Origin of the sequence: Aestuariibius violaceus, from assembly GCF_040779325.2 — a bacterium.
Classification (GTDB): Bacteria; Pseudomonadota; Alphaproteobacteria; order Rhodobacterales; family Rhodobacteraceae; genus Aestuariibius; species Aestuariibius violaceus.
The window spans coordinates 47,770-72,843 of record NZ_JBFONT020000010.1 but is presented as its reverse complement, the minus strand read 5'-3'; the positions used below and the strand labels follow the sequence as shown (position 1 = coordinate 72,843).

Sequence of the window (25,074 nt, the reverse complement as noted above, 5' to 3'; positions counted from 1 at the left end):
GGCCTTCGGGCCGCCCTCCTCATAACGGAGGCTGCGATGCCGAAGGGCTACATCATCGGACATATCACCGTGACCGATCCGGAACGCTATCCGGACTACGTCGCCAAAGACACGCCGATCCTTGAGGCCCACGGTGCCAGATTCATCGTGCGCGGTGGCAAGTCCGAGCTGCGCGAGGGCACGGCGGGCGAGCGCCATGTGGTGATCGAGTTCGACAGCTTCGAGGCGGCCAAGGCGGCCTATGAGGATCCGGACTATCAGGCCGTCGCCGATATCCGCAGGGCGAGCGCGGACAGCACGATCATCCTCGTGGAAGGGGTCTGAATGGCCGAGACCGCCGCAGGGCCGGACCAGTTCACGGGCGCGACGCCCGACAACGCGCTTCGCAATGCCGAGCGGGCCGACGGGCCGATGCTGGCCGCGGACGGCACGCCGCTGAAGGCGTCCTTGGCGCGGTCGCTCAGAAGGCAGAAGATCCGGGCGTTCCTGCTGGTTCTGCCGCTTCTGGTCTTCGTTCTGGTGACGTTCATCGCGCCGATCGTCGATATGCTCTGGCGGTCGGTCGAGAACGATATCGTGTCCGAGACGCTGCCGCGCACGGTCGTGGCGCTGGACGGGTGGGAGGGGGAGGACCTTCCTGGCGAGGAGGTCTTCGTCGCCCTGGCACGTGACATGAACGTCGCGGTCGAGCGCAAGAACCACACGCGGCTGGGCACGCGTTTGAATTACGAGACGACGGGGATGTCGTCGCTCTTTCGCCGGTCAGGGCGCGGGATGGACGAGATCGGTGAACCCACGATGGAGCAGTTCATCGCATTGGACGCGGCCTGGGAAGAGCCCGCAACCTGGGTCGCGCTGATGGCCGATCCCGACTGGATCGAACGGCAGGCGGAATGGGCCGCAGCGGAGGATCGCGGGGCAGAGCCGCGGTTCCGGCTGAACGGGGCGGTCGAGGCGGCCTTGCCGCAAACGGCGGATATCTACGGCGCCTTCGCCCGGACGGCACAGGTCGAGGATGAGGACAGCCCTACGGAAGAAGAGCCCTGGCCGGTTGTCTATCAGGCGCTGGCGAGCGATCTGGCTGCATTGGAGGCGCTGCCCGAGGATCTGCCGGCGGATACCGCGCGCCTGTTGTCGCAGGCACGCGATGCCATCGCCGGGTTCACGCCCGAGGACGTGCGGGCCGCCTTCCTCGATCTCAACGAAGATTGGGGCGACCTGGAGGTCTGGGGGACGATCGAGGCGTTCTCAGACCCGCTGACGGCGGGCTATTTCCTGGCCGCTGCCGACCTGCAGCTGACCCCGCAGGGGATCGAACGCCAGCCGGAGGATCAGCGGATCTATGGCACGCTGTTCCTGCGGACGCTCTGGATGAGCCTTCTGATCACCGGCTCGTGCATCCTTCTGGGATATCCGGTGGCGTGGCTGCTGGCGAACCTGCCGATGCGGACCGCGAACGTGCTGATGATCCTGGTTCTGCTGCCGTTCTGGACCTCGCTTCTGGTGCGGACCAGCGCTTGGAAGGTGCTGTTGCAGCAGCAGGGGGTGATCAACGACATCCTCGTCTGGTCGGGGCTTCTGAGCGACGGCAACCGGCTGGTGATGATCAACAACGCGACGGGGACGATAATCGCGATGACGCATATCCTGCTGCCCTTCATGATCCTGCCGCTCTATTCGGTGATGAAGACGATCGATCCGTCCTATCTGCGTGCGGCGAAATCACTGGGCGCCACGAACACCACCGCTTTCTGGCGGGTCTATTTCCCCTTGAGCGTACCGGGGATCGGGGCGGGGTCGATCCTCGTCTTCATCCTGGCCATCGGGTACTACATCACGCCGGAACTGGTCGGCGGGACGAAGGGCGTCTTCATCTCGAACCGGATCGCCTTCCATATCTCCAGCTCGCTGAACTGGGGCCTGGCGGCCGCTTTGGGAACGATCCTCTTGGCGGTCGTGCTGCTGCTCTACTGGCTTTATGACCGGCTGGTCGGTATCGACAACGTGAAGCTGGGAGGCTGAGATGAGCGCCTTGCCGCCATATGCGACGACGCCCCAGAAGATCTGGTTCTACGGCTTCCGGGTGATCTGCGGGCTGATCTTCTTTTTCCTGATCGCGCCGATCCTCGTCATCATCCCGCTGAGCTTCAATGCGCAGGACTTCTTCACCTTCACGCCGGAGATGCTGGCGCTGGATCCGGACGGCTATTCGCTGAAGCATTACGAGGATTTCTTCACGAATAACGAATGGCAGAGCGCGCTGTGGAATTCGCTGAAGATTGCGCCGATGGCGACCCTGATCGCGGTGGCGCTGGGCACGCTGGCGGCGATCGGGCTAAGCCAGAGCCATGTGCCCTTCCGGGGGGCGATCATGGCGATGCTGATCTCGCCGATGATCGTGCCGCTGATCATCTCGGCCGCGGGGATGTATTTTTTCTACAGCCGGATCGGCCTGCAGGGGACGTATACCGGCGTCGTGCTGGCCCATGCGGCCTTGGGGATCCCGTTCGTGATCATCACGGTGACGGCGACGCTGGTGGGTTTCGACCGGTCGCTGACGCGGGCGGCGGCCAATCTTGGGGCCGGGCCGGTGCGCACCTTCTTCAAGGTGCAGATGCCGCTGATCCTGCCGGGGGTCGTCTCTGGCGGGCTTTTCGCCTTCATCACGTCGTTTGACGAGGTGGTCGTGGTGCTCTTCGTCGGATCGGCCGGACAGACCACCCTGCCCTGGCAGATGTTCACCGGTCTGCGCGAACAGATCTCACCCACGATCCTGGCGGCGGCGACGATCCTCGTCTCGGTCTCGATCGTGCTTCTGACGATCCTGGAGATGCTGAGGCGACGGTCGGAACGGCTTCGCGGGATGTCGCCGGGGTAAAATCCTTCTCGAAGGATTTTCCTGCCCAAAATCTTCTAGAAGATTTTGGGGTGCATAATTTTCTGGAAAATTATGCCATGTACCAGCCGCGCCCAGGGAAGGAGACTTGAGATGGAGTTCTACAGCCCGGATATCCAGACCATCGCCGGCCCGGTCCGGATCTTGCCGCAGAAGGGCTCGGTTTCCGGCGGAACGGGGCGGCCGGTGAACTCTTATGCGATCTTGCGGGACGGGCATTCGATCCTGGTCGATGCGCCGTTTTCCTGGTGCCTTGATGGGATTGCCGATCTGGCAGCGGGGGGATACGGGCCCGGCGCACTTGTTCTCAGCCACAAGGATCTCTGCGCCTCTGGCGATGCGTTCGAGGAGTTGACCCGTCGCTACGACCTGTCGGTCCTTCTTCATCCGGCCGATCAGGACGCGCCAGAGGCGGTCGAGACGAGGCTCGCTTTCGAGGATCCGGTGGACCATCCGCTTCTCAAGAAGGACGGGATCGAGGTGATCGAGATGCCTGGGCATACGCCGGGATCGATCCTGCTCTATCTGGCGGAGGCGGATGGGATCCTTCTGGCCGGCGACAGCGCCGTCGGGCCGGGACCGGAGCAACCCGCGGACCCGCCACGGCTGGAGCGGCCGAAGATGGACGAGGACGACGACAAGATCTTTTGCGCGGCCTGGCCCGATCTGCTGAAGCGGCGACCCGTTGCGGCGGTCTTGCCGCTGCACGGGCAGATCTACCGGCGCCAAGATCTCGGGGCCGATCGCTTCATCGAGGTGCTCGCCCATATCTGGACCGGCGCGCCGATGGATCCGTCGGGCGGGTGAGCCGGGAACGATCCCGAGGGCCGGGACTTATGCCCGTGACGGGCGAAAGGCGGGCGGGTGACGACAACGACGACAGACTAGGGCGCGGGCAAACAGCGGCTCGTCGCGCTTGCGAGTTTGATCGGCGCGGGCGCGTGTCTGGGCCTGTCGACCAATATCGCGAAGATCGCCTCTGACACCGGGCTCGCCCCCCTGCCGCTTCTGGCCTGGTCGGTCCTTGGCGCGACGGTGATCCTCGGCGGGGTCGCCGCGGCACGCGGTCAGCGTCCGGCGGTCAACGGGCGCACAGCGGAATACTTCGTTATCGCCGCCTTCTTCACACTGGCGGGTTCGAACCTGACCTTCTTTTCCGCCGTGCCCCATGTCGGTGCGAGCTTCGTGGCCCTGGCGATCACCCTGCCGCCGCTTCTGACCTATCTCGGCGCGCTCTGCTTCCGGATGGAGCGGTTCAACACCCTGCGCGCCGCGGGCGTGCTGGCCGCGCTGATCGGGGCGGGGGTCCTGGCGGTCGAACAGTTCCGCACGCCGGACGCGCCGGCCCTCTGGGTGATCCTGACCCTAGTCGGGCCGGTCTTTCTGGCGATCGGCAACCTTTACCGCAGCCTGCGCTGGCCGCCGGGCGAGAGTGCCGAAGCGCTGGCGCCGGGTCTTCTGGGCGCGAGTGCGGCGATGTTCTTTGCCCTCGCCCTCTTGCCGGGATTTTCTGTTGTCGTGCCGGCCGACCGGGTGATGCCGTTTGTCCTGATCGGGGCGCAGACCGTCGTTTTTGCGGCGCAGTTCCTGCTTCTTTTCATCCTGCAGCGGTCGGGCGGGCCGGTTTTGCTGAGCCTGCTTGGCGGTGTCGGCGCCCTGGTCGCCGTGCCTGTCGCGATCCTGCTGCTGGACGAGGCTCCACCCGGCGGATTGTTCCTTGGCGCCGCCTTGATCGCCGCGGGGATCGCGCTCGTTTCCGTTGGAGGGGCGCAGGCGCGCAAATCATAGGTCGAAGGGAGAGAGAGATGGCAGAGACGGCGAACCTTGGCCTTTACGGGCTCGGCACGATGGGCTCGGCCCTGGCGCTGAACATCCTCGACAACGGGTTTGCGCTGTCAGTGTCGAACCGGTCGGAGGATGTGACGCGGGACTTCGTGACCGAGGCGGGCGATCTGGCAGAGAAGCTGACGGCTTATGACACGATTGAGGAGATGCTGAAGGGCATGGCGTCGCCGCGGGCGGTGATCGTGATGGTGCCTGCCGCGGTCATCGACAGCGTCATCGAAGCGATGACGCCCCATCTCGACAAAGGCGATACGGTGATCGATGCGGGCAACACCGACTATACCGAGACGATCCGGCGCACGAAGGAGATGGAGGAGCGGGGGCTCAACTTCATCGGCATGGGCGTCTCGGGCGGGGAGGACGGCGCGCGCAATGGCCCGTCGATCATGGTCGGCGGCACGCCGGAAGCGTGGGAAGGGATGCGCGGAGTGATCGAGGCGATCGCGGCGGATTTCGAAGGCTCTCCCTGCGCTGCACATCTGGGTCCGGACGGCGCGGGGCATTTCGTCAAGACCGTCCATAACGGTATCGAGTACGCGGATATGGAGCTGATCGCAGAGCTTTACGGGCTCATGCGATACGGCAACGGGATGGCGCCCGCCGAGATCGGAGAGAAGTTCACCGCCTGGAACGAGGGGCGGCTGGCGTCGTTCCTGGTGGAGATCACCGGGAAGATCCTCGGATACGAGTGGGACGGGAAACCGGCGGTGGACCGGATCCTCGACAGCGCCGGGCAGAAGGGCACGGGCCGCTGGACGGTGATCGAGGCGGTCAAGCTGGGCAGCCATGCCTCGGCCATCGAGGCGGCTGTGGGTGGCCGGGTTCTGTCGGCGCTAAAGGACGAGCGGCAGACGGGGGCCGAGGTACTGGGCCGCCAGCGCGACGCGGTCGATCTGGATTACGGCATCTACGAACGTGCCTTTCTTGCGGCGCGCATCATCGCCTATGCGCAGGGGTTCGACATTCTGGCAGCTGCGTCGGAGGAGAACGACTGGGACCTCGGTCACGCCCGGATCGCCGAGATCTGGCGGGCGGGCTGCATCATCCGCTCGGCCTTGCTCGACGATATCTCCGAGGCGTTCCGGGGGGATCTGCCGCACGGGCGGTTGCTGTTCGCCCCGTCCTTCACGGACACGCTGCACGAAGGGACGGCGGCGATGCGGACGCTGGTCTGCGCCGCGACCGGCGCGGGGCATCCGGTGCCCGCATTTTCGGCGGCGCTGTCCTGGTATGACGGGTTCCGTCAGGCGCGCGGAACGGCGGACCTGATCCAGGCGCAGCGGGATTTCTTCGGGCGGCACGGGTTCGTTGACCTCGATGGGAACGAGGGGCAGCACGGGCCGTGGTGGGGGTGACTGGACCAGAGCGCTGGAACCCGCTGAGGCGCTGAAAATGTCCGCGCCCAAGACACATTGACGTTTTCAAATTCGAACAATTGATTGGTTTTCAAGAATATAGGATCTGGAGGTAGAGGTGGACCTGGAGAAATTCAAATCGGATCTAGAGAGAGATCAAAACGGTATTCTTGATCTACTCGGTTGTTCCATTCTCAAAGATCATAGTGCCGTCGAGATTCTTTCACATAGCCATCTGACCGAAGAGCAGCGCAGAGACGAAGATCTTATGGCTCATGTTCAAGCATTGGAGCGAACAAATGCACTCTGCACGTTTGTTTTCGAGTACGCTGGAGGTGAATTGCTTGGGTTTTGGCATGGTCCGGATGAGGTAAACTCGGATGAGGCGGACATCATCGTCCATGATACGGAAGGCCAATACGAGGCCACGTATGCCGACAACCTCGCTGAGGCGCTTTGCTATTGGCACCTCTACAACTCGGAAGATGAGGAGGAATTTTCCTGGTTGGTTGATGCATTTGCTCGCCTCGGCGTCTTTGTTCGCCCGCTTAGCTGGGAAGAGGTGAATACTGCCTTCATGAAACCTAGGGCGTTCAAGATCGGTATCGATCCGAACGATTATCGTGACCAGGCTTATGAAAAACTGACCTAGCTTAACTTCATTTCGAACGATCGTTTTATCCGGCAAGGCAAACGTCTCACCTCCAATTCATCCGCGTCGCTTTACCCTCAATGTTGGTTCCGCAGCGAGTGGATCCTCGGGCCAAGGGTGCTTCGGATACCGCCCGCGCATATCCTTCCTGACATCGACATAGGCCCCCGTCCAGAAGCCCGGCAGGTCGGACGTGACCTGGAGTGGGCGGCCCGCGGGTGAGAGCAAGGTGATCTGCAGCGGTTGGCCCGCGATGCGGGGATGGGCGGATTGGCCGAACATCTCCTGCAGTTTGACGGCGATGGCGGGTGTCTCCCCGGAATAGTCGACGGGGACGGTGCGGCCCGTGGGTGTTCGAAACTGCGCCGGGGCGAAGCGGTCGAGGGTCTGGGTCTGGTCCCAGCTGAGCATCGCGCGCAGGGCCGGAGCGGTGTCGAACCGGCGCCAATCGCCGGCCGTCTTCACGCCGGTGAGGTGGGGGAGGAGCCAGTCGTCGAGCGTCTCCGTGAGGTGCGCGTCGTCCATGGGCGGCAGGGGCTTGCCTGCGGCGCGGACAGCCTCGACCCGCGCGCGGAAGAGCACGGCGGGGCCGTCCAGGCGCAGACCGAGCTCGCGAACGCCGTCTAGCATGGCGCGGGCGATGGCCTCGGTCGGCGCGTCTTTCCAGACGCGGTCGTCGAGGGTGATGGCGCCGAAACGCTCCTGCCTGCGGGCGATGACGCGGCCCTCGCGGCGGGACCATTCGCAGACGTCGTACCAGACGATGCGGTCACCGTAGAGGGCACGCAGGGCGCCTTCGGAAAGCGGTGCGGCAAGGCGGATCCGCGCCTCTCGCGCGTCACCGTCGAGGTCGCAGGCGACGAGCAGGCGCTGGCCCGCGAGGGGGTCGTCCTCGGCGAGGTAGGCGCCCTTGCCGCCAGAGAGGAGATAGCGCGGGGCGTCGCCCGGACGGCGCAGCGCGATACGGTCGGGATAGGCGAGCGCGGCCTGTTCGGCGGGGGTGAGCGGCTCGGCCTTGGGGGCCGTCTTGGCGAGGCGCTTGGCCTCGGTGCGGATGGCGGCGAAGGCAGGGTCCTTGGGCAGCGCCTTGAGACGCAGGGCGAGGTCGCTGCCTGCGCCCTGCATCGGGTCGCGGTCGGAGAGGAGCGCGGCGAGCGGGGCGGCGGAGGGCCCGCCCATGGCCAGCATGTGGGCCAGCCGCGGGTGGAGCGGCATGGCGGCAAGTGTGCGCCCGTGATCGGTGATCCGGTCCGCGTGGTCGAGTGCGCCGAGGTCGCGAAGAAGCGCGCGGGCCTCGCCCAGCGCGACTTCGGGCGGGGCCGTCAGGAACGGAAGGTCGGCGCTGCCCCAAAGCGCGAGGTCGAGCGCCAGCGGCGCGAGGTCGGCCGCGGCGATCTCGGGCGGGGGTGCGGCGGCGAGCGCGCCGTCTTCGCCCTTCGTCCAGAGCTTGTAGGCGGCGCCCGGCGCGACCCGGCCCGCCCGGCCTGCACGCTGGATCGCTTCGGCGCGGGTCACGCGTTCTGTCACGAGGCGCGACATGCCGGAGCCGGGATCGAAGCGCGCGCGGCGGGCGCGGCCTGCGTCGACGACGATGCGGATATCCTCGATGGTCAGGGACGTCTCGGCGATGGAAGTCGCGAGCACCACCTTGCGGCGCCGTCCGGGAGCGATCGCTGCACGCTGGGCCGCGAAGGGGAGGCCACCGTAGAGAGGGCGGATGTCGGTGCCGGAAAGGCGCCCGGCCAGCGCGGCCTCGGTGCGGCGGATCTCGGGTGCACCGGGGAGGAAGGCGAGGATGGAGCCGTCGCGCTCCTCCGAGGCGCGGACGATCAAATCGGCGGTCGCCTCAGCCAACCTCAGCTTGTTCGGTCGATCGAGCCAGATCTCCTCCACCGGGAAGCTGCGGCCCTCGCTTGTTAGGATCGGGGCGTCGTCCATCAGGGCGGCGACGGGTGCTGCGTCGAGCGTGGCGGACATGGCGACAAGCGCGAGGTCGGGGCGAAGCGCCGCGCGGATCTCCAGGCACAACGCAAGGCCCAGATCGGCCTGGAGGGAGCGTTCGTGAAACTCGTCGAAGATGACGGCGCCGATGCCGGTCAGCTCGGGGTCGGACTGGATCATGCGGGTCAGGATGCCTTCGGTCACGACCTCGATCCGGCGGCCCGGCTTGGTCGCGCCGCGCATCCGGTAGCCGACGGTCTGACCGGGCGCCTCGCCCATTTGTTCGGCCAGCCGCTCCGCCGCGGCGCGGGCGGCAAGGCGGCGGGGTTCGAGCATGATGATCCTGCCAGCGACCGCCTCAAGCAGCGCCAGCGGCACGCGCGTCGTCTTGCCCGCCCCCGGTGGCGCCTGGAGAACGGCGCGTCCGTGGGTGCGGATCGCGGTCACGACCTCTGGCAGGATATCGTCGATGGGCAGGCGCATGGGTGCCTTATCGTGTGCGGGACGGGTCGGCGCAACGCGGAGCGCCTGTTCTCATCTTGCCATAAATACCTCCGCCGGAGGCGTCCTGCCGGTGCAACCAGTCTGTCCACTGGACATGGCGTGCGCGGGGTTCCAAAAGTCCCGGGATGGACAACGACCTTCCTGACCGCATCCGCGCCGGAGACCGCCGGGCGCTGGCCCGGGCGATCACGCTGATCGAAAGCGGGCGCGCCGATCACCGGGCGCAGGCGGTGATGCTGCTCGATGCTCTAGGGCGCGACCGGGAGGCGCTCAGGATCGGGCTGTCGGGCACGCCGGGGGTCGGCAAGTCGTCTTTCATCGAGGCGTTCGGGCTGATGCTGACGGGGCTTGGCAAGCGCGTGGCGGTGCTGGCCGTCGATCCGTCGTCGGCGCGATCGGGCGGGTCGATTTTAGGAGACAAGACGCGGATGGAGCGGCTGAGCCGCGATCCGGCGGCCTTCATCCGGCCCTCGCCGTCGCAGACGGAACTTGGCGGCGTCGCGCGGCGCACGCGGGAGGCGGTGGCGCTTTGCGAGGCGGCGGGGTTCGACGTTGTGCTGATCGAGACGGTGGGCGTCGGGCAGTCCGAGACGATGGTGGCCGAGATGGCCGATCTCTTCGTGTTGCTGCTGGCCCCTGCCGGGGGCGACGAGTTGCAGGGGGTCAAGCGGGGCATCATGGAGATGGCGGACTTGATCCTAGTGAACAAGGCGGACGGAGCGCTGAAGGCGCAGGCAATGCGGACCTGCGCGGATTATGCCGGGGCGTTGCGGCTCTTGCGGAAGCGGCCGCAGGATCCGGACGGGTTTCCGAAGGCTTTGACGGTCTCTGCCGCCGAGGGGACGGGGCTTGAGGGCGCCTGGGCCGAGATGGAGGCGCTGGCGCGCTGGCGCCGGGACAAAGGCCATTGGGCCGCCGCGCGCGCCCGGCAGGCGCGGTTCTGGTTCCGCGAGGAGGTGCGCCACGGCCTGATGCAGCGGTTGACGGGGGACGCCGCATTGCGCGCCCGTCTGGAAGAGCTGGAAGAAGCCGTCGGCGCGGGCGAGATCGCGCCCGCCGCGGCAGCGGAGGCGGTTTTGGCGCCGATCCTGGGGGCGAGTGGCACGGAATCCGGGTGAGGACTGTTGACGGGCGGGCCGAATGGGCTTATGCGCGCCGAACTGATTTTCATGCGGGCTGCCCCGATCGTGTGCGCGGCCCCTCAATCGTTCGAGGATGAAGAGATGTCGCGCCGCTGCGAACTGACCGGAAAAGGGCCGATGGCCGGCAACAATGTCAGCCACGCCAACAACAAGACCAAGCGCCGTTTCCTGCCGAATCTGCAGGACGTCACGCTGCAATCCGACGTGCTGGGCCGGAGCTTCAAGTTCCGCGTCTCCTCCGCCGCCCTGCGGACGGTGGACCACCGCGGCGGCCTGGACGCCTTCATGGCGCGTGCGAAGGACGACGAACTGTCGTCTGCCGCGCTGAAGGTGAAGAAAGAGATCGCCAAAGCGACCGCCTGAGCCAAGCTTTGGCGGATTTCGAGGGGCTCCGGATTCGGGGCCCTTTTTCTTTGCCGCATCCGGTCGGGACCGGCTGCCCCGCAAAGCATGAACGGAAGATTAACGCAGTGTTCGCGGGTAATTCACCTCCCTTATGCGAGAACGATTCTCGCAGTCACGAAGCCCCGCCCCGAAGACGCTTGCTGGAGCATTGACGGGGCGGATTGAAGGGGAAGGACAGTATGGAAGAACATCGCCCGCGAAACGCCATCGCACTACTGGCGCGCAAGGCGCGGCGGTCTGCTTCTGCCGGTGCCACTCCGCAGCCCTCTACGACCGGCCATGTCCTTCCCCCTCGCGACTGCAGCGGGGATGTCGCCGCAAAGAACGAGTGTCAGGTGATCCCTTTCCAGGCCATCGACGATACGATCGAACGCCTGTTCGTCACCGCCGAACGGGTCGCGAAGGCCTGATCCAGGCGCGCCGGGACCTACCCCTCGGCAAGAATGGCCAGACCGGCGATCGTCAGCGGCAACCCGATAACGACTTTCAGACCGCCCAGCCGCTCGGATCTTTCGAGTTGCAGCGTGCCGCCATAGGCCTGTGCCAGATCGTGGGTGATGGCAAGGCCAAGGCCCGTGCCCGGCACAGTGGTGTCGAGCCGCGCGCCAGGCGCGAGCGCCAGATCCCGCTTGCGGCGCGCGATCCCCGGGCCGTCATCCTCGATCTCGATCACCGCCGACCGGTCCTGCACATAGGCTGCGAGAGAGACCCGGCCAGCGGCCCATTTGAATGCGTTTTCCAAGACGTTGCCCAGCATTTCCTCGAGGTCCTGCTGGTCGACGGGGACCACGATTTCGCCCGTGACATCAACGGCAAGCGCCGTCTCCCGCGTGTCTGGCATGGTTCTGAAGAGACGCTCGAGCCGGGCGATGGCCGTTTCAAGATCAGTCCGCAGGTTCACGCCTTTGGAGGCGCTTTCGGCCCGGATCCGCGCCAGCGACCGCCCGATCTGCGCGTCGATCCGGTCGAGCGCCGCCATCGGTTCGGCCACGTCGGTCGCCTGCCCGAGCCCTTCGAGCCCGTTCCGCAGCACCGCCGACGGCGTCTTCAGCGCATGGGCCAGATCGGCGGCCTGGCGGCGTCCGCGATCCACGATCTCCCGATTGCGCCTGAGCAGCGCGTTGATGTCCTCGACCAGCGGGGCGACTTCGGAGGGGTAGTCGTCGGCCTCGAGCGCCTTGCCCGCATCCCAGCGATGGACGACATCCTCGCGCAGCTTGCGGATGGGCCGAAGGATGATCGAGGTCTGGAGCGCCGCCCCTAGGATCATCAATGCGCCCACCAACCCGAAGGCGATCGCCACATTGCGCCGAACCTCGCGCCGCTCACCGATCAGGGCCGACAGGCTTTCGGCGACCGACACCGTCCAGACCGACCCGTCATCCAGCGTGATCACCTGCCGCGCGCCGCGCACCGGCCCGTTCGGCCCCCTACCCGACCATTGGTGGTAATCGCCGGGTACCTCGTCGGGAAGCGCGAACTGGAAATCGAAGAGCGACCGGGAGGCAAGCACGCCCCCTGCCCCGTCGATCTGCCAGTAGCGGCCGGAATAGGGGCGGTTGTAGGCCGGATCGGTCAGGAACCGCTCTGCCGCTTCGCCCGATCCCGCATTGCCAAGGGCCGCGACCACCTGAAGATGGCGGTCCTGCAAGGCGGCGTCGAACCGGCGCTGGGCGATCGCTTCGAAGATCGAGAAGAGCGCGAGGCTGCCGATCGCCACGGCGATCACGGTCCAGACCAGACCGCCCATGATCGCCCGTCTCTGGAGAGAGCGCATCAGTCCGCGGCGATCATGTAGCCCTGGCCGCGCGACGTTTCGATCAGGTCAGGCCCGAGCTTTTTCCGCAGCCGGTTGATGAAGACGGCGATGGTGTTGGAGTCGCGATCACCGTCATATTCGTAGATATGTTCGGACAGCTCGGTCCGCGATACCGACCGGCCGACATTGTGCAGGAGATAGGACAGGACGGCGAGTTCGCCCGCCGTGAGGCTGACCGGCATCCCATCCTTCAGGACGCGGTTGGTGCGGGTGTCGAAGATCACCGTCCCCTTCTCGAAGACCGGGTCGGAGCGGCCCGCCTGCCGGCGCAGCATCGCGCGGATCCGGGCAGAAAGCTCTGGCATGTGGAAGGGCTTGGTCAGGTAATCGTCGGCGCCGGCATCGAGGCCGTCCACGCGGTCGGACCAGCCGTCGCGGGCGGTGAGGATGATGACGGGGGTCTTCACGTCGTTCTTGCGCCAATGCTTGAGGACCGAGATCCCATCGCGTTCCGGCAGGCCGATATCGAGGATGACGAGGTCGTAGGGTTCGGTCGAGCCGAGAAACATCGCCTCTTCCCCGTCGGCGGCAGTGTCGACGGCCCGCCCCTCTTCCGAGAGGGCGGACTTGATCTGCGATCTCAACGCCGCGTCGTCTTCCGCAACAAGAATCCTCATGCTGCGGGGATAGGTGTCGTTCAGGACCATATCATGGCGATTTTGGCGCTACTTGCGGCCCTTTCCGCCGCCGTTCCCGCCACCATTTCCGCCGCCACCACCGTTGCCGCCGCCATTTCCGCCACCGTTGCCACCGCCGCCGCCATTTCCGCCACCGTTGCCACCGCCGCCGCCATTTCCGCCACCGTTGCCACCGCCGCCGCCATTTCCGCCACCGTTCCCGCCGCCGCCGCCACTTCCGCCACCGTTCCCACCGCCGTTATTGCCGTTGTTTCCGCCGCCGTTGCCGCCACCGTTGTTGCCGTTGTTTCCGCCTCCGCCCCCATTTCCCTGGTTGCCGGAATTTCCAGCCCTCACAGTGCTGCTGACGAGGCTGCCGCGATTGCCGCCTGTCTTGGCGGCCTCCATCACCTGCCGGCCGGCCGTCGAATTCGAGCTCATGAACTGTCCAGACCTGGCATCAAGAATCGCGGCGACGAGCTGTCCGTTCGAGCGTTTCAGAAGCACGCGATAATAGACGCCGCCGCCCTCGAAGGCGCGCACGTCGATCAGTTCACCATCGACGCGGGCATCGACGATGGACAATACGCGCGACAGGCTGAGCACCTGCCCGGTTTGGACGCCGGAGCGCAACTCTGCCTGGCCGATCTCGCGCATCTGGGCCTCGGCCGAAGACGCAAAAAGCCCGGCGCACAGGATCCCGATCATGGTGTTCCGCGCATTCATCAGGATCATAGTTACCTCGTCGCACTTGAACCGAAGATGAATGGCCGGTTCCGCCCTCGTTCACGCAGACCTGCCAGACTGGACGGAATACGCAACCCGTCCCGGCGATATCGCCGCGGGCTTGGACTGGAGTATTTCGAAATGAAACTGGCGTCTTCCCTGCTCAAGGCGACAACCCTTTCCCTCGCGCTGCTGGGCGGCACTGCCGTCGCCACGCTCGCCTTTGCTCCCGATATCGCGTGGGCGAAAGAGGGCAAAGGCAATGGTGGTGGTAATGGAAACGGGGGTGGAAACGGCAACGGGGGTGGCAACGGCGGCGGCCACGGGGCCGACAATCGCGGCAATGGCGGCGGAAATGGCCGCGGTGCCTCCTCTGACCGGCGCGGCGGCGCCCACGCATCGGATCGGCGCGGCGGCGCCAACCGTTCGGCCGGTCGCGGGAACGGCAACAACTTCCTCGACCGGATTCTTGGCGTGGACCGGAGGGAAACCGCAACCGCCCAGCCGAATCGGCAGCAGGCGCGGCCCGCCCGTGCCAGTAACCAGCCCGCCCGCCGAAGCACGGCGCCGACCGAGGCGGCCCCCAGCGGCGAGGTCCCGCGCCCGGTGCACCGGGGTGTCGGACGGGGCAACCGGATGGCCCAGGAGCTGGGCGTCCATCCGTCCGAACTGGGGGCACTGAACGCGGCGAACGCGTCGGCAACGGCGCGGGCCAATGCCTCCCCCAATTCGCGGGTCGGCCGGATCAATGCCTATGCCGAGGCCGTTCTGGGGGGGCGTGAGCTGGAGGCCGACCTGGCCGCGGCCCGCGATGCGCTCGACAGCCTTGACCCGCCGGACCGCCCGATCGGTGAGATCGACGACGCACTGACCTCGGCGGCGGATGAGCGGACGGCGCTGGATGACCAGCTTGCCGATCTGGAACAGCGGCTCGAGGATGCAGACGGCAGCGATGCGGAGATTGAAAGCCGGATCGCCGAAACCGAAGCGCAGATCGACGCCGTGGATGAAGAGATCGCCGGACTGACCGAAGAACGCGACGCCGCCGAAGACTATGCCGAGGCCGAAGCAACGGTCGCCGATCTGGAGGAGCGGCTGGAGACCCAGCCCGAGACCCAGCGCGCCGCTTTGGAGGCGGCTGCCAACAAGGAGGTGACGGACGAGGTCGAGATCGCCGTCCAGAAGTTGCTCGGGATCTACGAAGAGTCGGCAGAGGAGAGCGGCGCGGAAGAGTAATCGACTCAGGAAAGGGTCCGAAGGGGACTTTGCGAAGAAACAGCACCCTCATCGGTTCGGGCGCTTTCCATGCGGGGAGCGCCCCTTTTCGTTGCTGTCGCCCATGCCCAGCTCTTCGATTGCAGAGGAGATCACCGAGCGGCAGCAGCTGACCTGATCGCCCCAACGGACCGGCCTGGCGCCGATTCTCGGAGCATTGGGGCCTGCCGCGATTGAGTTGGGGACCCGAACGGTCCATCTTTCCCGCATTGGAGATACCGCATGCTGTCGAGATTGATTCTGGCCCTCTGCTTTACCGCGCTGCCATTTCACGCCCTGGCCGATACAGAATCCGCATTGCCGCCCTGCGATAAAGGCGGGAAGGCGTTTTCAGCCGAGGAGCCCGGTCCGGAACCAGCTTGCAGATACGAGTGGACGGATTTCGGAGAGACGTTCTACCTGGACTACATTCCTTTCGAGGACGGGGATCAGGGGGCCTCCTGGCGTCTTTCGAGGGTCGGAAGCGGTATCGCCCAGACATTCACCGGTTTCGAGTATCCGGCCTGGATCGTGGATATCGACGGTGACGGATGGCGGGATGTGGGGATGCTGATGATCGCCGGTATGGTGAATTCCACCTTCGACATGCATCGCTTTGACGTCGACACGCAGAGGTTTGTCTCTCTCGGCGAGTTGTCCAACTGGGCCTACCGGGATGTAGACGGTCTGATCGTTTCTGGCGGTCGGTCGAGTTGCTGTGCCTGGGGATACGAGTTCTTTGCGTTAGACGGGAACACGCTGGTTCCGCAGTTCGAGATGTCTGTGGAGCCGACGGATCCGGACGGAGACTTCTGCAAAATGAGCGCGGCGCCGGGGATGCTGCGGCCGCATCCACGTTATGCGCGGGCACCGGTGGACACCTTGGCAAGCGAGGCGATGCTCGATGCCTATTGCGGGCATTACGAAGAGGCGAAATTCGATGATCTGCGCGCGCGCGAGGCTTATCAGGACTCCGCCGCTTTCTGGAACGGGCTGACCTATTGTGACCGGAACGGACGGGAGGCTGCGACCTGCATGGCGTCCTTCACCGGGTTTGCCGACTGCGCTGCGGAGGCACCGACGACCTCTGGCATTGCCCTTTGTGCCGAGGCGGATCATGCGGTTTGGGATGAGAGGCTGAACGAGGTCTACGCAAGGCTGCGGGCGCCGACACGGCCTGCGGCATTTCGGGACGGCTTGCGCGTTGCGCAACGGGGATGGATCGCCATGCGGGATGCCGATTGCGGTCTTGGGGCAGCTTCGGGGGCGACAGGCGCCCCGGCAGAGCGGTGGCGACAGACGTGCCTGCGGGCACGAACCGCACAGAGAGTTCTGGATCTCTGGCGGTTGGAGCAGGGGTTTGACGATCTGACCGGGCCCTGAGAGGCCCCTGCTATCCAGCGAGCAACCGGTCGACCCAAGCAGGCACGGCTTCGGTGGCCTTGCGGTGATCGGTTTCGTCGAAGAGTTGGCTGACGGCGGAGGGCTCCAGCGTCAGCTCGATGGTGCGGGCGCCTGCGGCGGCGGCGATCTCGACGAAGCCGGCGGCGGGGTAGACCTGACCAGAGGTGCCGATGGCTGCGAAGAGGGTGGCGTCGGACAACACCGCGTCGATCCGCTCCATATGGTAGGGGATTTCGCCGAACCAGACGATGTCGGGGCGGGTCGTCTGTTGGCCGCAATTGGGGCAGGTTTGGTGCGGCTGCATCTCGATCGGCGCGGGCCAGCGGTGGTTGCAGGCGGCGCAGAGCGCCTGGTCGAGCTGGCCGTGCATATGGATGACCTGGGCGCCGGCCGCTTCGTGCAGGCTGTCGACGTTCTGGGTGACGATGGTCACCGCGCCGGGGTGGTTCTTTTGCAGGCGGGCCAAGGCCTTGTGGGCGGCGTTGGGGTCCACCGCCGCGGCGCCCTGCCTGCGGGCGTTGTAGAAGGCGTGAACGCGGGCCGGGTCGCGGGCGAACGCCTCTGGCGTGGCGACGTCTTCCAGCCGCACCTGGCTCCAGACGCCGCCGGCTGACCGAAACGTGTCGAGGCCGCTTTCCGCGGAGAGACCCGCGCCCGTCAGGATGACGATCCGGTCGGTCACGCGTAGGAGCGGCAGCTCGCCTCGGCCGTGTCGAGGAACTGGCGGTAACGCTGCCAGAATTCCTCGTCTCTTGGGTTGTCGGACTGGCGGGTGTCCTGGGCGAGCTGTGGGTTGGTGAAGAATTCCGCCGCGCGACGCTGCTCGGACCGGCTGAGCGAGCGGTCGGCGGCGCTTTGCACGCAGCGACAAAGCTCGGGGTTGGCCGCGCGCCGGTCGGAGGTCGCGCAGGCCTGGCCGATATTTCCGGAGACGCGGCTGCCGCCGCAAGCCGCAAGTGTGAGGAGAATCGTCAACGCGATAAGGGAGGAACGCACCGCTCGCATCCTTTCGAAAGGGTTTGCCTGTACCGTCTTGCGCGGGTGCCGTTTGCCGGTCTGTCCCGCCTGTTGCCTTCGTGCGGAATTATGTGTGGCGTCGGGGTGATTCGTCCATGCGGTACGGATCAGGCGCGCAGATCGGTGATGCGGATCCGCCGCGTTCCGAGCCAGGCGGGAAGAAGCGCGATGAACCCCGCGAGGCTGAGGAAGACGGCGGTCAGGTGAACCTCGCCCCAGCCGAGCGGCGCATCGATGGCGATGTCGGTCATGCCGGTGAGGACCTGGCCGAGGATGCGGGCCGCGATCCAGCCCAGGGCGAGGCCGATCAGCGCGCCCGCGACGATCAGGCCCATCGCATGGGTCCAGAGCACAGCGACGGCAAAGCGGCGCGGGGCGCCGAGGGCGCGCAGGAGGGCGAGGCGGCGGCCCAGCAGGCGGGTGAGGATGAAGAGGCCCGCCATGACGCCTGTCGCGACGAGGGCCTGACTGGCCGTTGCCATGATGGAAAGCGCTTGCCGGACATCTCCGAGCAGGCCGTGCAGGCGGGAGAGGACGGCGCCGGGGAGGATGCCCATCATCGTGCTGTCGGTGAATTCCGACCTGAGCGGATAGGCGGCGAAGGGCGTGTCGGGAACGACCAGAACCGCCGGCGTGCCGGGGAAGAGCTCCGGCACGAAGGGGGGGCCGATGCGCCCCGGCTCTGCATGGCCGTCGGCGAGGCCGTGGACCTGCCAGACGCCCTCGACAGGGACAAGGATCGCCTTGTCCCACGGGCTGCCAGTGGGCGCCATGCGGCCGGTGACGGTGTATTCGAACCCGGCATGGGCGCCGTCTTCGGCCTCGGCGCCGTGGCCGTGGGCGGGTTCGAAAGCCTCGCCGATCCCGATGGGGACAAAGGCGCCCGCGATGGCCTCTTCCGAGGTCTGGAAGATGCGACCTTCGGCGAGATCTCCTGTCAAATGATTAACGAAGGGGGCGATGGTGCCGACGACCGGGTGCCCCTCCCAGCTGTCGCCGAAGGCGATGGGGGCGGCGATGGTCACGCGCTCGTGCGAGGCGATGCGGTCGTAGGCGGCGCCGTCGAGCAGCTCGATGGCGGAGGGCTGCAGGTAAACGGCGGCGAGCATGGCGGTGATGTCGCTGCCGGGGGCCGCCACGATCAAAGTGAAGGGATCGGCGGCCTGGGCGCTGCCGATGCGCAGGCCGCGTTCCTGCGCGAGGATCGCGGTGCCGACGGCGATGGAGACGGCGATGAGGGCCACGAAGACGGCGGAGACGCCGGGATAGGCGCGCAGGATGCCGCGAGCGATGGTCCAGGGGCGGGTGCCGCGGGTGAGGATAAATCCGATGAGGATCAAGGGGATAAGGAGGCCTGCGAGGATTAACAAATCCTGCGTCAGTACCGGCAGGTCGCGCCAGAGGTCACGCACGGGCGGCCTCGGCGATGCGGCCGCCGATGAGGGTGATGACGCGGGGCGCGCGGGCCAGCAGCGCCTCGTCATGGCTGACGGCGACGAGGGTGCGGCCTGCGGTGGAGGCCTCGGTAAAGAGATCCTCGATCAGGGCCTCACCGGTGGCGCGGTCGAGGCTCGCCGTGGGTTCATCGGCCAGTAAAACAAGGGGGTTCGTGGCCAGAGCGCGGGCGACGGCGATGCGCTGGCGTTCACCGCCGGAATGGCTGCCTGCGGCACGATTGTCGGCCTTGATGCCGAAGCGGTCGAGCAGGCTTTCTGCGCGGGTTCTGAGTGTTGCGCGGGTGTTGCGCGGGCCGAAGCTGGCGGCGAGGGCGGCGTTGTCGAGGGGGCCGAGTTCCTCGAACAGGTTGGGGTCCTGGAACACGAGGCCGAGCGTGTCGCGCCGCAGGCGGGCGCGAGCGGCATCCGAAAGCGCGGCAATGTCGGTGTCGCCCCAGAGGAGCCGACCGCTGCAGGGGACAAGCCCGGCGAGCGCCATCAGGAACGTTGTCTTGCCCGCGCCGGAGGGGCCGCGGATGGCAAGCGCCTCTCCCCCCGCCATGGAAAAGGACGGGATATCGAGCAGCGTGCGCCCGTCATCGCCCCGGACCGTCAGGCCCTCGATCGTCAGCGCCAGGCCCATGGGTCAGGCGCGCGCGGTGAATGCTGGCGATTCGGCCGAACAATAGCGGGCAAGTCCGAAGAAAACTTTAACGTCCGCAATCGGATTTTGGCGGCGCATTCGGGCTCTCCCTCAATGTTATATTATAGCAAAGGGAAGAGCCTTTGGCGGCAGAATGCAACCCGTTGATATCGGCACGTTTCGGGCGTTTTGACGCGTTGCGCGGACTGGCGCCGGGATCGGGCCGGGGATATGTGGGGGTCATGCGCCTGATTGCGTCCCGCCTGATCGTCTGCCTCGTCGCCGTGGCCTTGGCCGCTTTGGGCGGCGGGCATCGGTTGGCCGCGGCTGAGGACGAGGCGCGGATTGCGGCCTATGTCCTTGGCGGCGGAGATTTTTCTGACATCTGCGGCGACGGGCCCGCGCATCAGGATCGGGGCTGTGAGGCCTGCCGGCTGGTGGGCGAGGCGCTGGTGCCGGAGGTGGTGCCGGGCCTGGTGGCGCCGGGCCGCGTGGTGGAGCGTCTTTGGAACGCGGCAGCCGCGGTCGAGCGCCGTCCTGATCGGGCCTTCGCGGCACGCGCGCCGCCGGGAGCCGTTCACGTCTGACACTCACCGACATGAACTGACAGGCGGCTTCGGAGTGCCGCCGACCCGGAGAAACACCAATGAAACATATCCTTAGCGTGGCCGTTCTGGCCGGTCTTCCGTCGCTGGCAATGGCGCATGAATTTACCGCAGGCGATCTGACGATCGACCATCCCTTCATCTTCGAAAGCGCGCCGACGGCGATGGCGGGCGGTGGCTATATGGCGATCACCAATACCGGCGACACTGCCGATCGCCTGGTCGCGGCGCGTGCCGATTTCCCCCGCGTGGAGCTTCACCGAAGCTTTGAGGAGGACGGCGTGATGCGGATGGCTGAACAGGAAGATGGGATCGAGATCCCGGCGGGCGAGACCGTGACGCTGGAGCCCGGCGGGCTGCATGTGATGTTCATGGGGCTGAACGGCGATCCCTTTGAAATCGGTGAGGAAATCCCTGTCACTCTGACCTTCGAAGAGGCCGGCGAGGTCGAGGTGATCTTCAACGTCGAGGCCCGAATGGGCGAGGGGATGGACCATTCCGGCCATGGCGACATGGACCATTCCGGACACGGAAATTGAGGAGGACGCGATGAAATCCCTTCTTCTTGTGGCGGTAGGCGTCGGGACGCTTGCCGCGATCACGGGGGCCGCATGGTTGATGCGTCCCACCGTGGACGAGCAATTCGCGCAATGCACCGGGTCGGCCGTGGCAGGCGGCGATATCGGCGGGCCGTTCGAACTGGTGAGCGAGACCGGCGAGACGGTGACGGATGCGGATGTCATCACCAAGCCGTCGCTGGTTTACTTCGGCTACACGTTCTGCCCGGATGTCTGCCCGCTGGATTCCGCGCGGAATGCGGAGGCGATCTATCTGCTGGAGGAACAGGGCGTCGATGCGCAGGCCGTGTTCATTTCCGTGGATCCTCAACGGGATACGCCGGAGGTGGTGCGCGATTTCACCGACGTCTTCCACGACGACATGATCGGCCTGACAGGCAGCGAAGAGCAGGTGGCGGCGGCGAGCCGGGCCTATCGGACCTATTACCGGGCCGAGCCTGCGGACGATCCCTATTACCTGGTGGATCACTCGACACAGACGTACCTGGTGCTGCCCGAACACGGCTTCGTGGAGTTCTTCCGGCGGGAGGCGACGGCCGAGCAGATCGCCCAGACGACGGCCTGTTTTTCCGCCGCGGCGGGCTAGGCCGCCATAGGTCTGAACGGATCGTAAGGGGTGCGGGCGGCGACGATTTCGGCGGAAACGGCCCTTGAGCGCGAATCGGCCGTTAACGGCAGTGTTTTCAGAACTCCGCGGTGTGTCGGCGTTCGGTCGGCATTCCGTCGGCATTCTGTCGGACACTTTTGCCCGGATTTGGCCGGTTAACGGCCCGCACGCAGGGGGCCTGCGCAACGGGCGGAAACGATTCCGGAGATTTCCGGAATTGTCCTTGGTCCGCGGACAATCGTTTCAGCCCGGCTCGGCCCCGGCGAGGTCGTCGAGGATCGGACAATCGGGCCGGTCGTCGCCGTGGCAGCGGGCGACGAGCACCTCCAGCATGCCGTGGAGCGCCTGGAGTTCCTCGATCTTGCGGGTGATCCGTCCCAGATGGTCGCGGGCGATCTGGCGGACATCGGCGCTGGCCCTCTCGCGATCCTCGTAGAGGGAGAGGAGCGTCCGGCATTCCTCGATCGAGAAGCCAAGGGACCGCGCGCGGCCCAGGAAGGCGAGCTTGTGCGCGTCCTGATCGCTGAAGTCGCGGTAGCCGTTGGGGCCGCGGGCGGGGCGGATCAGGCCGATCTCTTCGTAATAGCGGATGGTCTTGGCGGGCAGGCCGCTGGTGCGGGCGGCGTCGGAGATGTTCATGGTGGGGCCTCCTTCACCGAAGAGGTAGGGGATGCGGGCTTGACCTTCCAGTGACTGGAAGGACTAGATCTGCGGTCGATGGAGGATCAGACCATGGCCGAGACCGCCCTAGCCCCCGAAACCGTCACCCGAGACCCGGTTTGCGGGATGAGTGTCGACCCGGATGCCGGGAAGCCTCGGCTGGAGCATGAGGGGCATGTCTACCACTTCTGCCACGACGGCTGCCGGGCGAAGTTCGAGGCGGATCCGGACGCCTATCTTGAGGCGGAGGATCCCGTTTGCGGGATGCGCGTGACCCGGGCCACGGCGCGGCACATGGCCAAGCATCAGGGCCAGCGGTTCTATTTCTGCTCTGGCCGCTGTCAGGAGAAGTTCGAGGCGGCCCCGGAAGACTATCTGGGCGACCGGCCCGCGCCGGAGCCGATGCCGGAGGGGACGCTTTATACCTGCCCGATGGACCCGGAGATCGTGCGGGAGGGGCCAAGCGATTGCCCGATCTGCGGGATGGCGCTGGAGCCGATGATGCCCAGCGCCGATGCCGGGCCGAACCCGGAACTGGTGGATTTCCGGCGCCGCCTGTGGATCGGGGCGCCTCTGGCGCTGGCCGTTCTGGCGCTGGAGATGGGGGGCATGCTGGGCGTGCCCTGGGGGGACTGGTTCGGGGCCGAGACGGTGCGGTGGCTGCAGTTCCTTTTCGCGACGCCGGTGGTCGTGTGGATCGCGCAGCCCTTCTTCAAACGCGGCTGGTCGTCGATCGTCACGGGCAACCTGAACATGTGGACGTTGATCGCGATCGGCACCGGAGCGGCTTACGGGTTCAGCCTGGTGTCGCTGCTGGTGCCGGGGATCTTTCCGGACAGCCTGCAGGGAATGCATGGGCCGCCGCTTTATTTCGAGGCGGCGGCGGTGATCCTGATCCTCGTGCTGGTCGGTCAGGTCATGGAGCTGACGGCGCGCGACCGGACGGGCGACGCGATCCGCGCGCTGATGGACCTGTCGCCCAAGACGGCGCGGCGGGTGACAGAGGCGGGCGAGGAGGACGTGCCGCTGGAGGCGGTGCAGACGGGCGACCGGCTGCGCGTGCGGCCGGGAGAGGCGGTGCCGGTCGACGGGGCGGTCGTCGAGGGGCGGTCGTCGGTCGATGAGAGCATGATTACCGGGGAGCCGGTGCCGGTCGAGAAGGCGGAAGGCGACGCGGTGACGGGCGGGACGCTGAACAAGACGGGCTCTTTCGTAATGGAGGCGCAGGCGGTGGGCAGCGACACGGTGCTGTCGCGGATCGTCGCCATGGTGGCGGCGGCCCAGCGGTCGCGCGCGCCGATCCAGGCGCTGGCGGACCGGGTGGCTGGCTATTTCGTGCCGACGGTGATCGGGATCGCGGCTTTGGCATTTCTCGTGTGGCTGGTCGTCGGGCCGGTGCCTGCCTTGGGCTATGCGGTCGTGGCGGCGGTGAGCGTGCTGATCATCGCCTGCCCCTGCGCGTTGGGTCTGGCGACGCCGATGTCGATCATGGTGGCCACGGGGCGCGGGGCGCAGGCCGGTGTGCTGATCCGCGATGCGGAGGCTTTGGAGCGGTTCGCGAAGGTCGACGTGCTGGTGCTGGACAAGACCGGGACGCTGACGGAGGGGCGGCCGAGTTTGACGGATTTCGTGGCCGTTGGGGAGGCTTCGGAGGAGCGGGTGCTGGCCCTGGCCGCGGCGCTGGAGCGCGGGTCGGAGCATCCGCTGGCCGAGGCGATCCTGTCGGGCGCCGAGGAACGCGGGGCGGCCCGGCTGGAGGCAGGCGAGTTCGAGGCGGTGACTGGCGAGGGCGTGCGCGGCGCGGTCGACGGGCAGAGCGTGGCGCTTGGCAACGCGGCGCTGATGGCCGATCTCGGCGTGGATCTGTCTGCGGTCGAGGGGCAGGTCGCGGAACTGCAGGAGGCCGGGAAGACGGCGATGCTGCTGGCCGTGGGCGGGCAGCTGGCCGGGATCGTCGCGGTGCAGGACCGGATCAAGGAGACGACGGCGGGCGCGATCCGCGACTTGCAGGAGGCCGGCTTGCGGATCGTGATGGCGACCGGCGACAGCCGCGGCACGGCGCAGGCGGTCGCGCGGGTGCTGGAAATCGATGAGGTGCGGGCAGAGGTCTCTCCCGAAGACAAGGCGGCGCTGGTCGGTGAATTGAAAGCCGAGGGTCATGCCGTCGCCATGGCGGGCGACGGGGTGAACGACGCCCCAGCACTCGCGGCGGCGGACGTGGGGATCGCGATGGGCACCGGCGCCGATGTCGCCGTGGAAAGCGCGGGCGTGACGCTGGTAAAGGGCGATCTGCGGGGGATCGTGCGGGCGCGTCATCTGGCGCAGGCGACGATGCGGAACATCAAGCAGAACCTGTTCTTCGCCTTCGTCTATAACAGCGCGGGCGTGCCAGTGGCGGCGGGCATCCTCTATCCCATCTTCGGGGTGCTTCTGTCGCCGATGATCGCGGCGGCGGCGATGAGCCTGTCGTCGGTGTCGGTCATCGGGAACTCCCTGCGGCTGCGGAAGGTGAAGCTGTGAGGGGTGCGGTGCTTGGCGCGGCTGTCATGGTGCTGGCCGGGGCGGGGGTCTGGCTGGCGGCGGGCGACGGGCGCGGAGGCTATGTTCCCGATCTGGCGCGGGGCGCGGCGATCTATGCCGAGGCCTGCGCGTCGTGCCACGGTGCCGATCTGGAGGGAGAGCCCGACTGGCGGATGCGGGGGCCCGACGGCCGCCTGCCCGCCCCGCCCCATGACGAGACCGGCCATACGTGGCACCATGCCGACCGCGTCCTGCTCGACATCACGATGCGGGGGACGGCGGCGGTGGTGGGCCGCGGGTATCAGAGCAACATGCCGGGCTTCGGCGAGACCTATTCCGAGGCCGAGCTGCGCGACGTGCTGGAATGGATCAAGACCCAGTGGCCCGAACGCGAACGCGCCCATCAGGCCCAGGTGACGGCGCAGGACGAGACCGGGCGGTAGCGGCC

At 66.7% G+C, this 25,074-nt stretch carries 24 protein-coding genes and 1 pseudogene; 17 read left to right on the top strand and 8 right to left on the bottom strand.

Annotation, left to right across the window (positions count from 1 at the left end; genetic code table 11):
- Positions 1-36: 36 nt before the first annotated feature.
- The 7 genes and pseudogenes from AADZ90_RS19710 to AADZ90_RS19680 all read left to right on the top strand — a co-directional run bounded on the left by AADZ90_RS19710 (position 37) and on the right by AADZ90_RS19680 (position 6,748).
- Positions 37-324 (top strand): DUF1330 domain-containing protein, encoded by a 288-nt coding sequence (locus tag AADZ90_RS19710; RefSeq protein WP_367311020.1) that lies wholly within the window; start codon positions 37-39, stop codon positions 322-324.
- Positions 325-2,022: an ABC transporter permease gene (locus AADZ90_RS19705; protein ID WP_367311019.1), complete on the top strand. Its 1,698-nt coding sequence runs from the start codon at positions 325-327 to the stop codon at positions 2,020-2,022.
- A 10-nt stretch (positions 2,023-2,032) separates the two neighbouring features.
- A pseudogene (locus AADZ90_RS19700) lies at positions 2,033-2,878 on the top strand (ABC transporter permease); the annotation flags it as partial.
- A gap of 111 nt (positions 2,879-2,989) precedes the next feature.
- Positions 2,990-3,703, top strand: a complete 714-nt coding sequence (locus tag AADZ90_RS19695) for an MBL fold metallo-hydrolase (RefSeq protein WP_367311017.1) — start codon at positions 2,990-2,992, stop codon at positions 3,701-3,703.
- Positions 3,704-3,820: 117 nt separating this feature from the next.
- The gene (locus AADZ90_RS19690) at positions 3,821-4,684 is read left to right on the top strand and encodes a DMT family transporter (protein ID WP_367311016.1); all 864 of its coding nucleotides are present in this window, start codon (positions 3,821-3,823) and stop codon (positions 4,682-4,684) included.
- 17 nt (positions 4,685-4,701) lie between these two features.
- The gene (gene gnd, locus AADZ90_RS19685; RefSeq protein ID WP_367311015.1) at positions 4,702-6,096 is read left to right on the top strand and encodes an NADP-dependent phosphogluconate dehydrogenase; all 1,395 of its coding nucleotides are present in this window, start codon (positions 4,702-4,704) and stop codon (positions 6,094-6,096) included.
- Between the two features lie 118 nt (positions 6,097-6,214).
- The gene (locus AADZ90_RS19680) at positions 6,215-6,748 is read left to right on the top strand and encodes a hypothetical protein (RefSeq protein WP_367311014.1); all 534 of its coding nucleotides are present in this window, start codon (positions 6,215-6,217) and stop codon (positions 6,746-6,748) included.
- Positions 6,749-6,805: 57 nt separating this feature from the next.
- Here the strand turns inward: AADZ90_RS19680 and hrpB are convergent, their stop codons facing one another.
- The gene (gene hrpB, locus AADZ90_RS19675) at positions 6,806-9,172 is read right to left on the bottom strand and encodes an ATP-dependent helicase HrpB (RefSeq protein WP_367311013.1); all 2,367 of its coding nucleotides are present in this window, start codon (positions 9,170-9,172) and stop codon (positions 6,806-6,808) included.
- A 146-nt stretch (positions 9,173-9,318) separates the two neighbouring features.
- On the opposite strand from hrpB, the gene meaB reads away from it, so the two are divergent.
- The 3 genes from meaB (at position 9,319) to AADZ90_RS19660 (ending at position 11,150) form a co-directional block, all read left to right on the top strand.
- On the top strand, positions 9,319-10,311 hold the full coding sequence (meaB, locus tag AADZ90_RS19670; RefSeq protein WP_367311011.1) for a methylmalonyl Co-A mutase-associated GTPase MeaB: 993 nt from the start codon (positions 9,319-9,321) through the stop codon (positions 10,309-10,311).
- A gap of 105 nt (positions 10,312-10,416) precedes the next feature.
- On the top strand, positions 10,417-10,698 hold the full coding sequence (gene rpmB / locus AADZ90_RS19665) for a 50S ribosomal protein L28 (RefSeq protein ID WP_367311259.1): 282 nt from the start codon (positions 10,417-10,419) through the stop codon (positions 10,696-10,698).
- A gap of 221 nt (positions 10,699-10,919) precedes the next feature.
- Positions 10,920-11,150 carry a hypothetical protein gene (locus AADZ90_RS19660; RefSeq protein WP_367311010.1) on the top strand — a complete coding sequence of 77 codons (231 nt, stop codon included), beginning with the start codon at positions 10,920-10,922 and terminating at the stop codon, positions 11,148-11,150.
- A gap of 17 nt (positions 11,151-11,167) precedes the next feature.
- Here the strand turns inward: AADZ90_RS19660 and AADZ90_RS19655 are convergent, their stop codons facing one another.
- Positions 11,168-12,517, bottom strand: coding sequence for an ATP-binding protein (locus AADZ90_RS19655; RefSeq protein ID WP_367311009.1), 1,350 nt, complete (start codon positions 12,515-12,517; stop codon positions 11,168-11,170).
- Positions 12,517-13,176, bottom strand: a complete 660-nt coding sequence (locus AADZ90_RS19650) for a response regulator transcription factor (RefSeq protein WP_367311008.1) — start codon at positions 13,174-13,176, stop codon at positions 12,517-12,519. The genes AADZ90_RS19655 and AADZ90_RS19650 overlap by 1 nt, the downstream gene beginning before the upstream one ends.
- 33 nt (positions 13,177-13,209) lie before the next feature.
- Between AADZ90_RS19650 and AADZ90_RS19645 the strand changes: the two genes are divergently transcribed.
- Positions 13,210-15,138: a hypothetical protein gene (locus AADZ90_RS19645; protein WP_411997110.1), complete on the top strand. Its 1,929-nt coding sequence runs from the start codon at positions 13,210-13,212 to the stop codon at positions 15,136-15,138.
- Between the two features lie 261 nt (positions 15,139-15,399).
- The gene (locus tag AADZ90_RS19640) at positions 15,400-16,539 is read left to right on the top strand and encodes a lysozyme inhibitor LprI family protein (RefSeq protein ID WP_367311006.1); all 1,140 of its coding nucleotides are present in this window, start codon (positions 15,400-15,402) and stop codon (positions 16,537-16,539) included.
- A 10-nt stretch (positions 16,540-16,549) separates the two neighbouring features.
- Here AADZ90_RS19640 and AADZ90_RS19635 read toward each other — a convergent pair whose 3' ends face one another.
- The 4 genes from AADZ90_RS19635 to AADZ90_RS19620 all read right to left on the bottom strand — a co-directional run bounded on the left by AADZ90_RS19635 (position 16,550) and on the right by AADZ90_RS19620 (position 19,656).
- The gene (locus tag AADZ90_RS19635; RefSeq protein ID WP_367311005.1) at positions 16,550-17,242 is read right to left on the bottom strand and encodes an NAD-dependent deacylase; all 693 of its coding nucleotides are present in this window, start codon (positions 17,240-17,242) and stop codon (positions 16,550-16,552) included.
- Complete coding sequence (locus tag AADZ90_RS19630; RefSeq protein ID WP_367311004.1) at positions 17,239-17,556, bottom strand: arginine transporter; 318 nt, start codon at positions 17,554-17,556, stop codon at positions 17,239-17,241. The genes AADZ90_RS19635 and AADZ90_RS19630 overlap by 4 nt, the downstream gene beginning before the upstream one ends.
- A gap of 128 nt (positions 17,557-17,684) precedes the next feature.
- Complete coding sequence (locus tag AADZ90_RS19625) at positions 17,685-18,989, bottom strand: FtsX-like permease family protein (RefSeq protein ID WP_367311003.1); 1,305 nt, start codon at positions 18,987-18,989, stop codon at positions 17,685-17,687.
- On the bottom strand, positions 18,982-19,656 hold the full coding sequence (locus tag AADZ90_RS19620; RefSeq protein ID WP_367311002.1) for an ABC transporter ATP-binding protein: 675 nt from the start codon (positions 19,654-19,656) through the stop codon (positions 18,982-18,984). The genes AADZ90_RS19625 and AADZ90_RS19620 overlap by 8 nt, the downstream gene beginning before the upstream one ends.
- A 242-nt stretch (positions 19,657-19,898) precedes the next feature.
- Between AADZ90_RS19620 and AADZ90_RS19615 the strand changes: the two genes are divergently transcribed.
- From AADZ90_RS19615 to AADZ90_RS19605, 3 genes are read left to right on the top strand one after another with little or no spacing between them, the layout of a single operon-like run.
- Complete coding sequence (locus AADZ90_RS19615) at positions 19,899-20,243, top strand: hypothetical protein (protein ID WP_367311001.1); 345 nt, start codon at positions 19,899-19,901, stop codon at positions 20,241-20,243.
- A gap of 59 nt (positions 20,244-20,302) precedes the next feature.
- Complete coding sequence (locus AADZ90_RS19610) at positions 20,303-20,800, top strand: copper chaperone PCu(A)C (protein WP_367311000.1); 498 nt, start codon at positions 20,303-20,305, stop codon at positions 20,798-20,800.
- A 10-nt stretch (positions 20,801-20,810) separates the two neighbouring features.
- Positions 20,811-21,425 carry an SCO family protein gene (locus AADZ90_RS19605; RefSeq protein WP_411997109.1) on the top strand — a complete coding sequence of 205 codons (615 nt, stop codon included), beginning with the start codon at positions 20,811-20,813 and terminating at the stop codon, positions 21,423-21,425.
- Between the two features lie 264 nt (positions 21,426-21,689).
- Here the strand turns inward: AADZ90_RS19605 and cueR are convergent, their stop codons facing one another.
- Entirely contained in the window at positions 21,690-22,085 is a 396-nt protein-coding gene (gene cueR, locus AADZ90_RS19600) for a Cu(I)-responsive transcriptional regulator (protein ID WP_367310999.1), read from the bottom strand.
- A gap of 93 nt (positions 22,086-22,178) precedes the next feature.
- Between cueR and AADZ90_RS19595 the strand changes: the two genes are divergently transcribed.
- Positions 22,179-24,626: a heavy metal translocating P-type ATPase gene (locus tag AADZ90_RS19595; protein WP_411997108.1), complete on the top strand. Its 2,448-nt coding sequence runs from the start codon at positions 22,179-22,181 to the stop codon at positions 24,624-24,626.
- Positions 24,623-25,069: a c-type cytochrome gene (locus AADZ90_RS19590; protein WP_367310997.1), complete on the top strand. Its 447-nt coding sequence runs from the start codon at positions 24,623-24,625 to the stop codon at positions 25,067-25,069. The genes AADZ90_RS19595 and AADZ90_RS19590 overlap by 4 nt, the downstream gene beginning before the upstream one ends.
- Positions 25,070-25,074 lie beyond the last annotated feature (5 nt).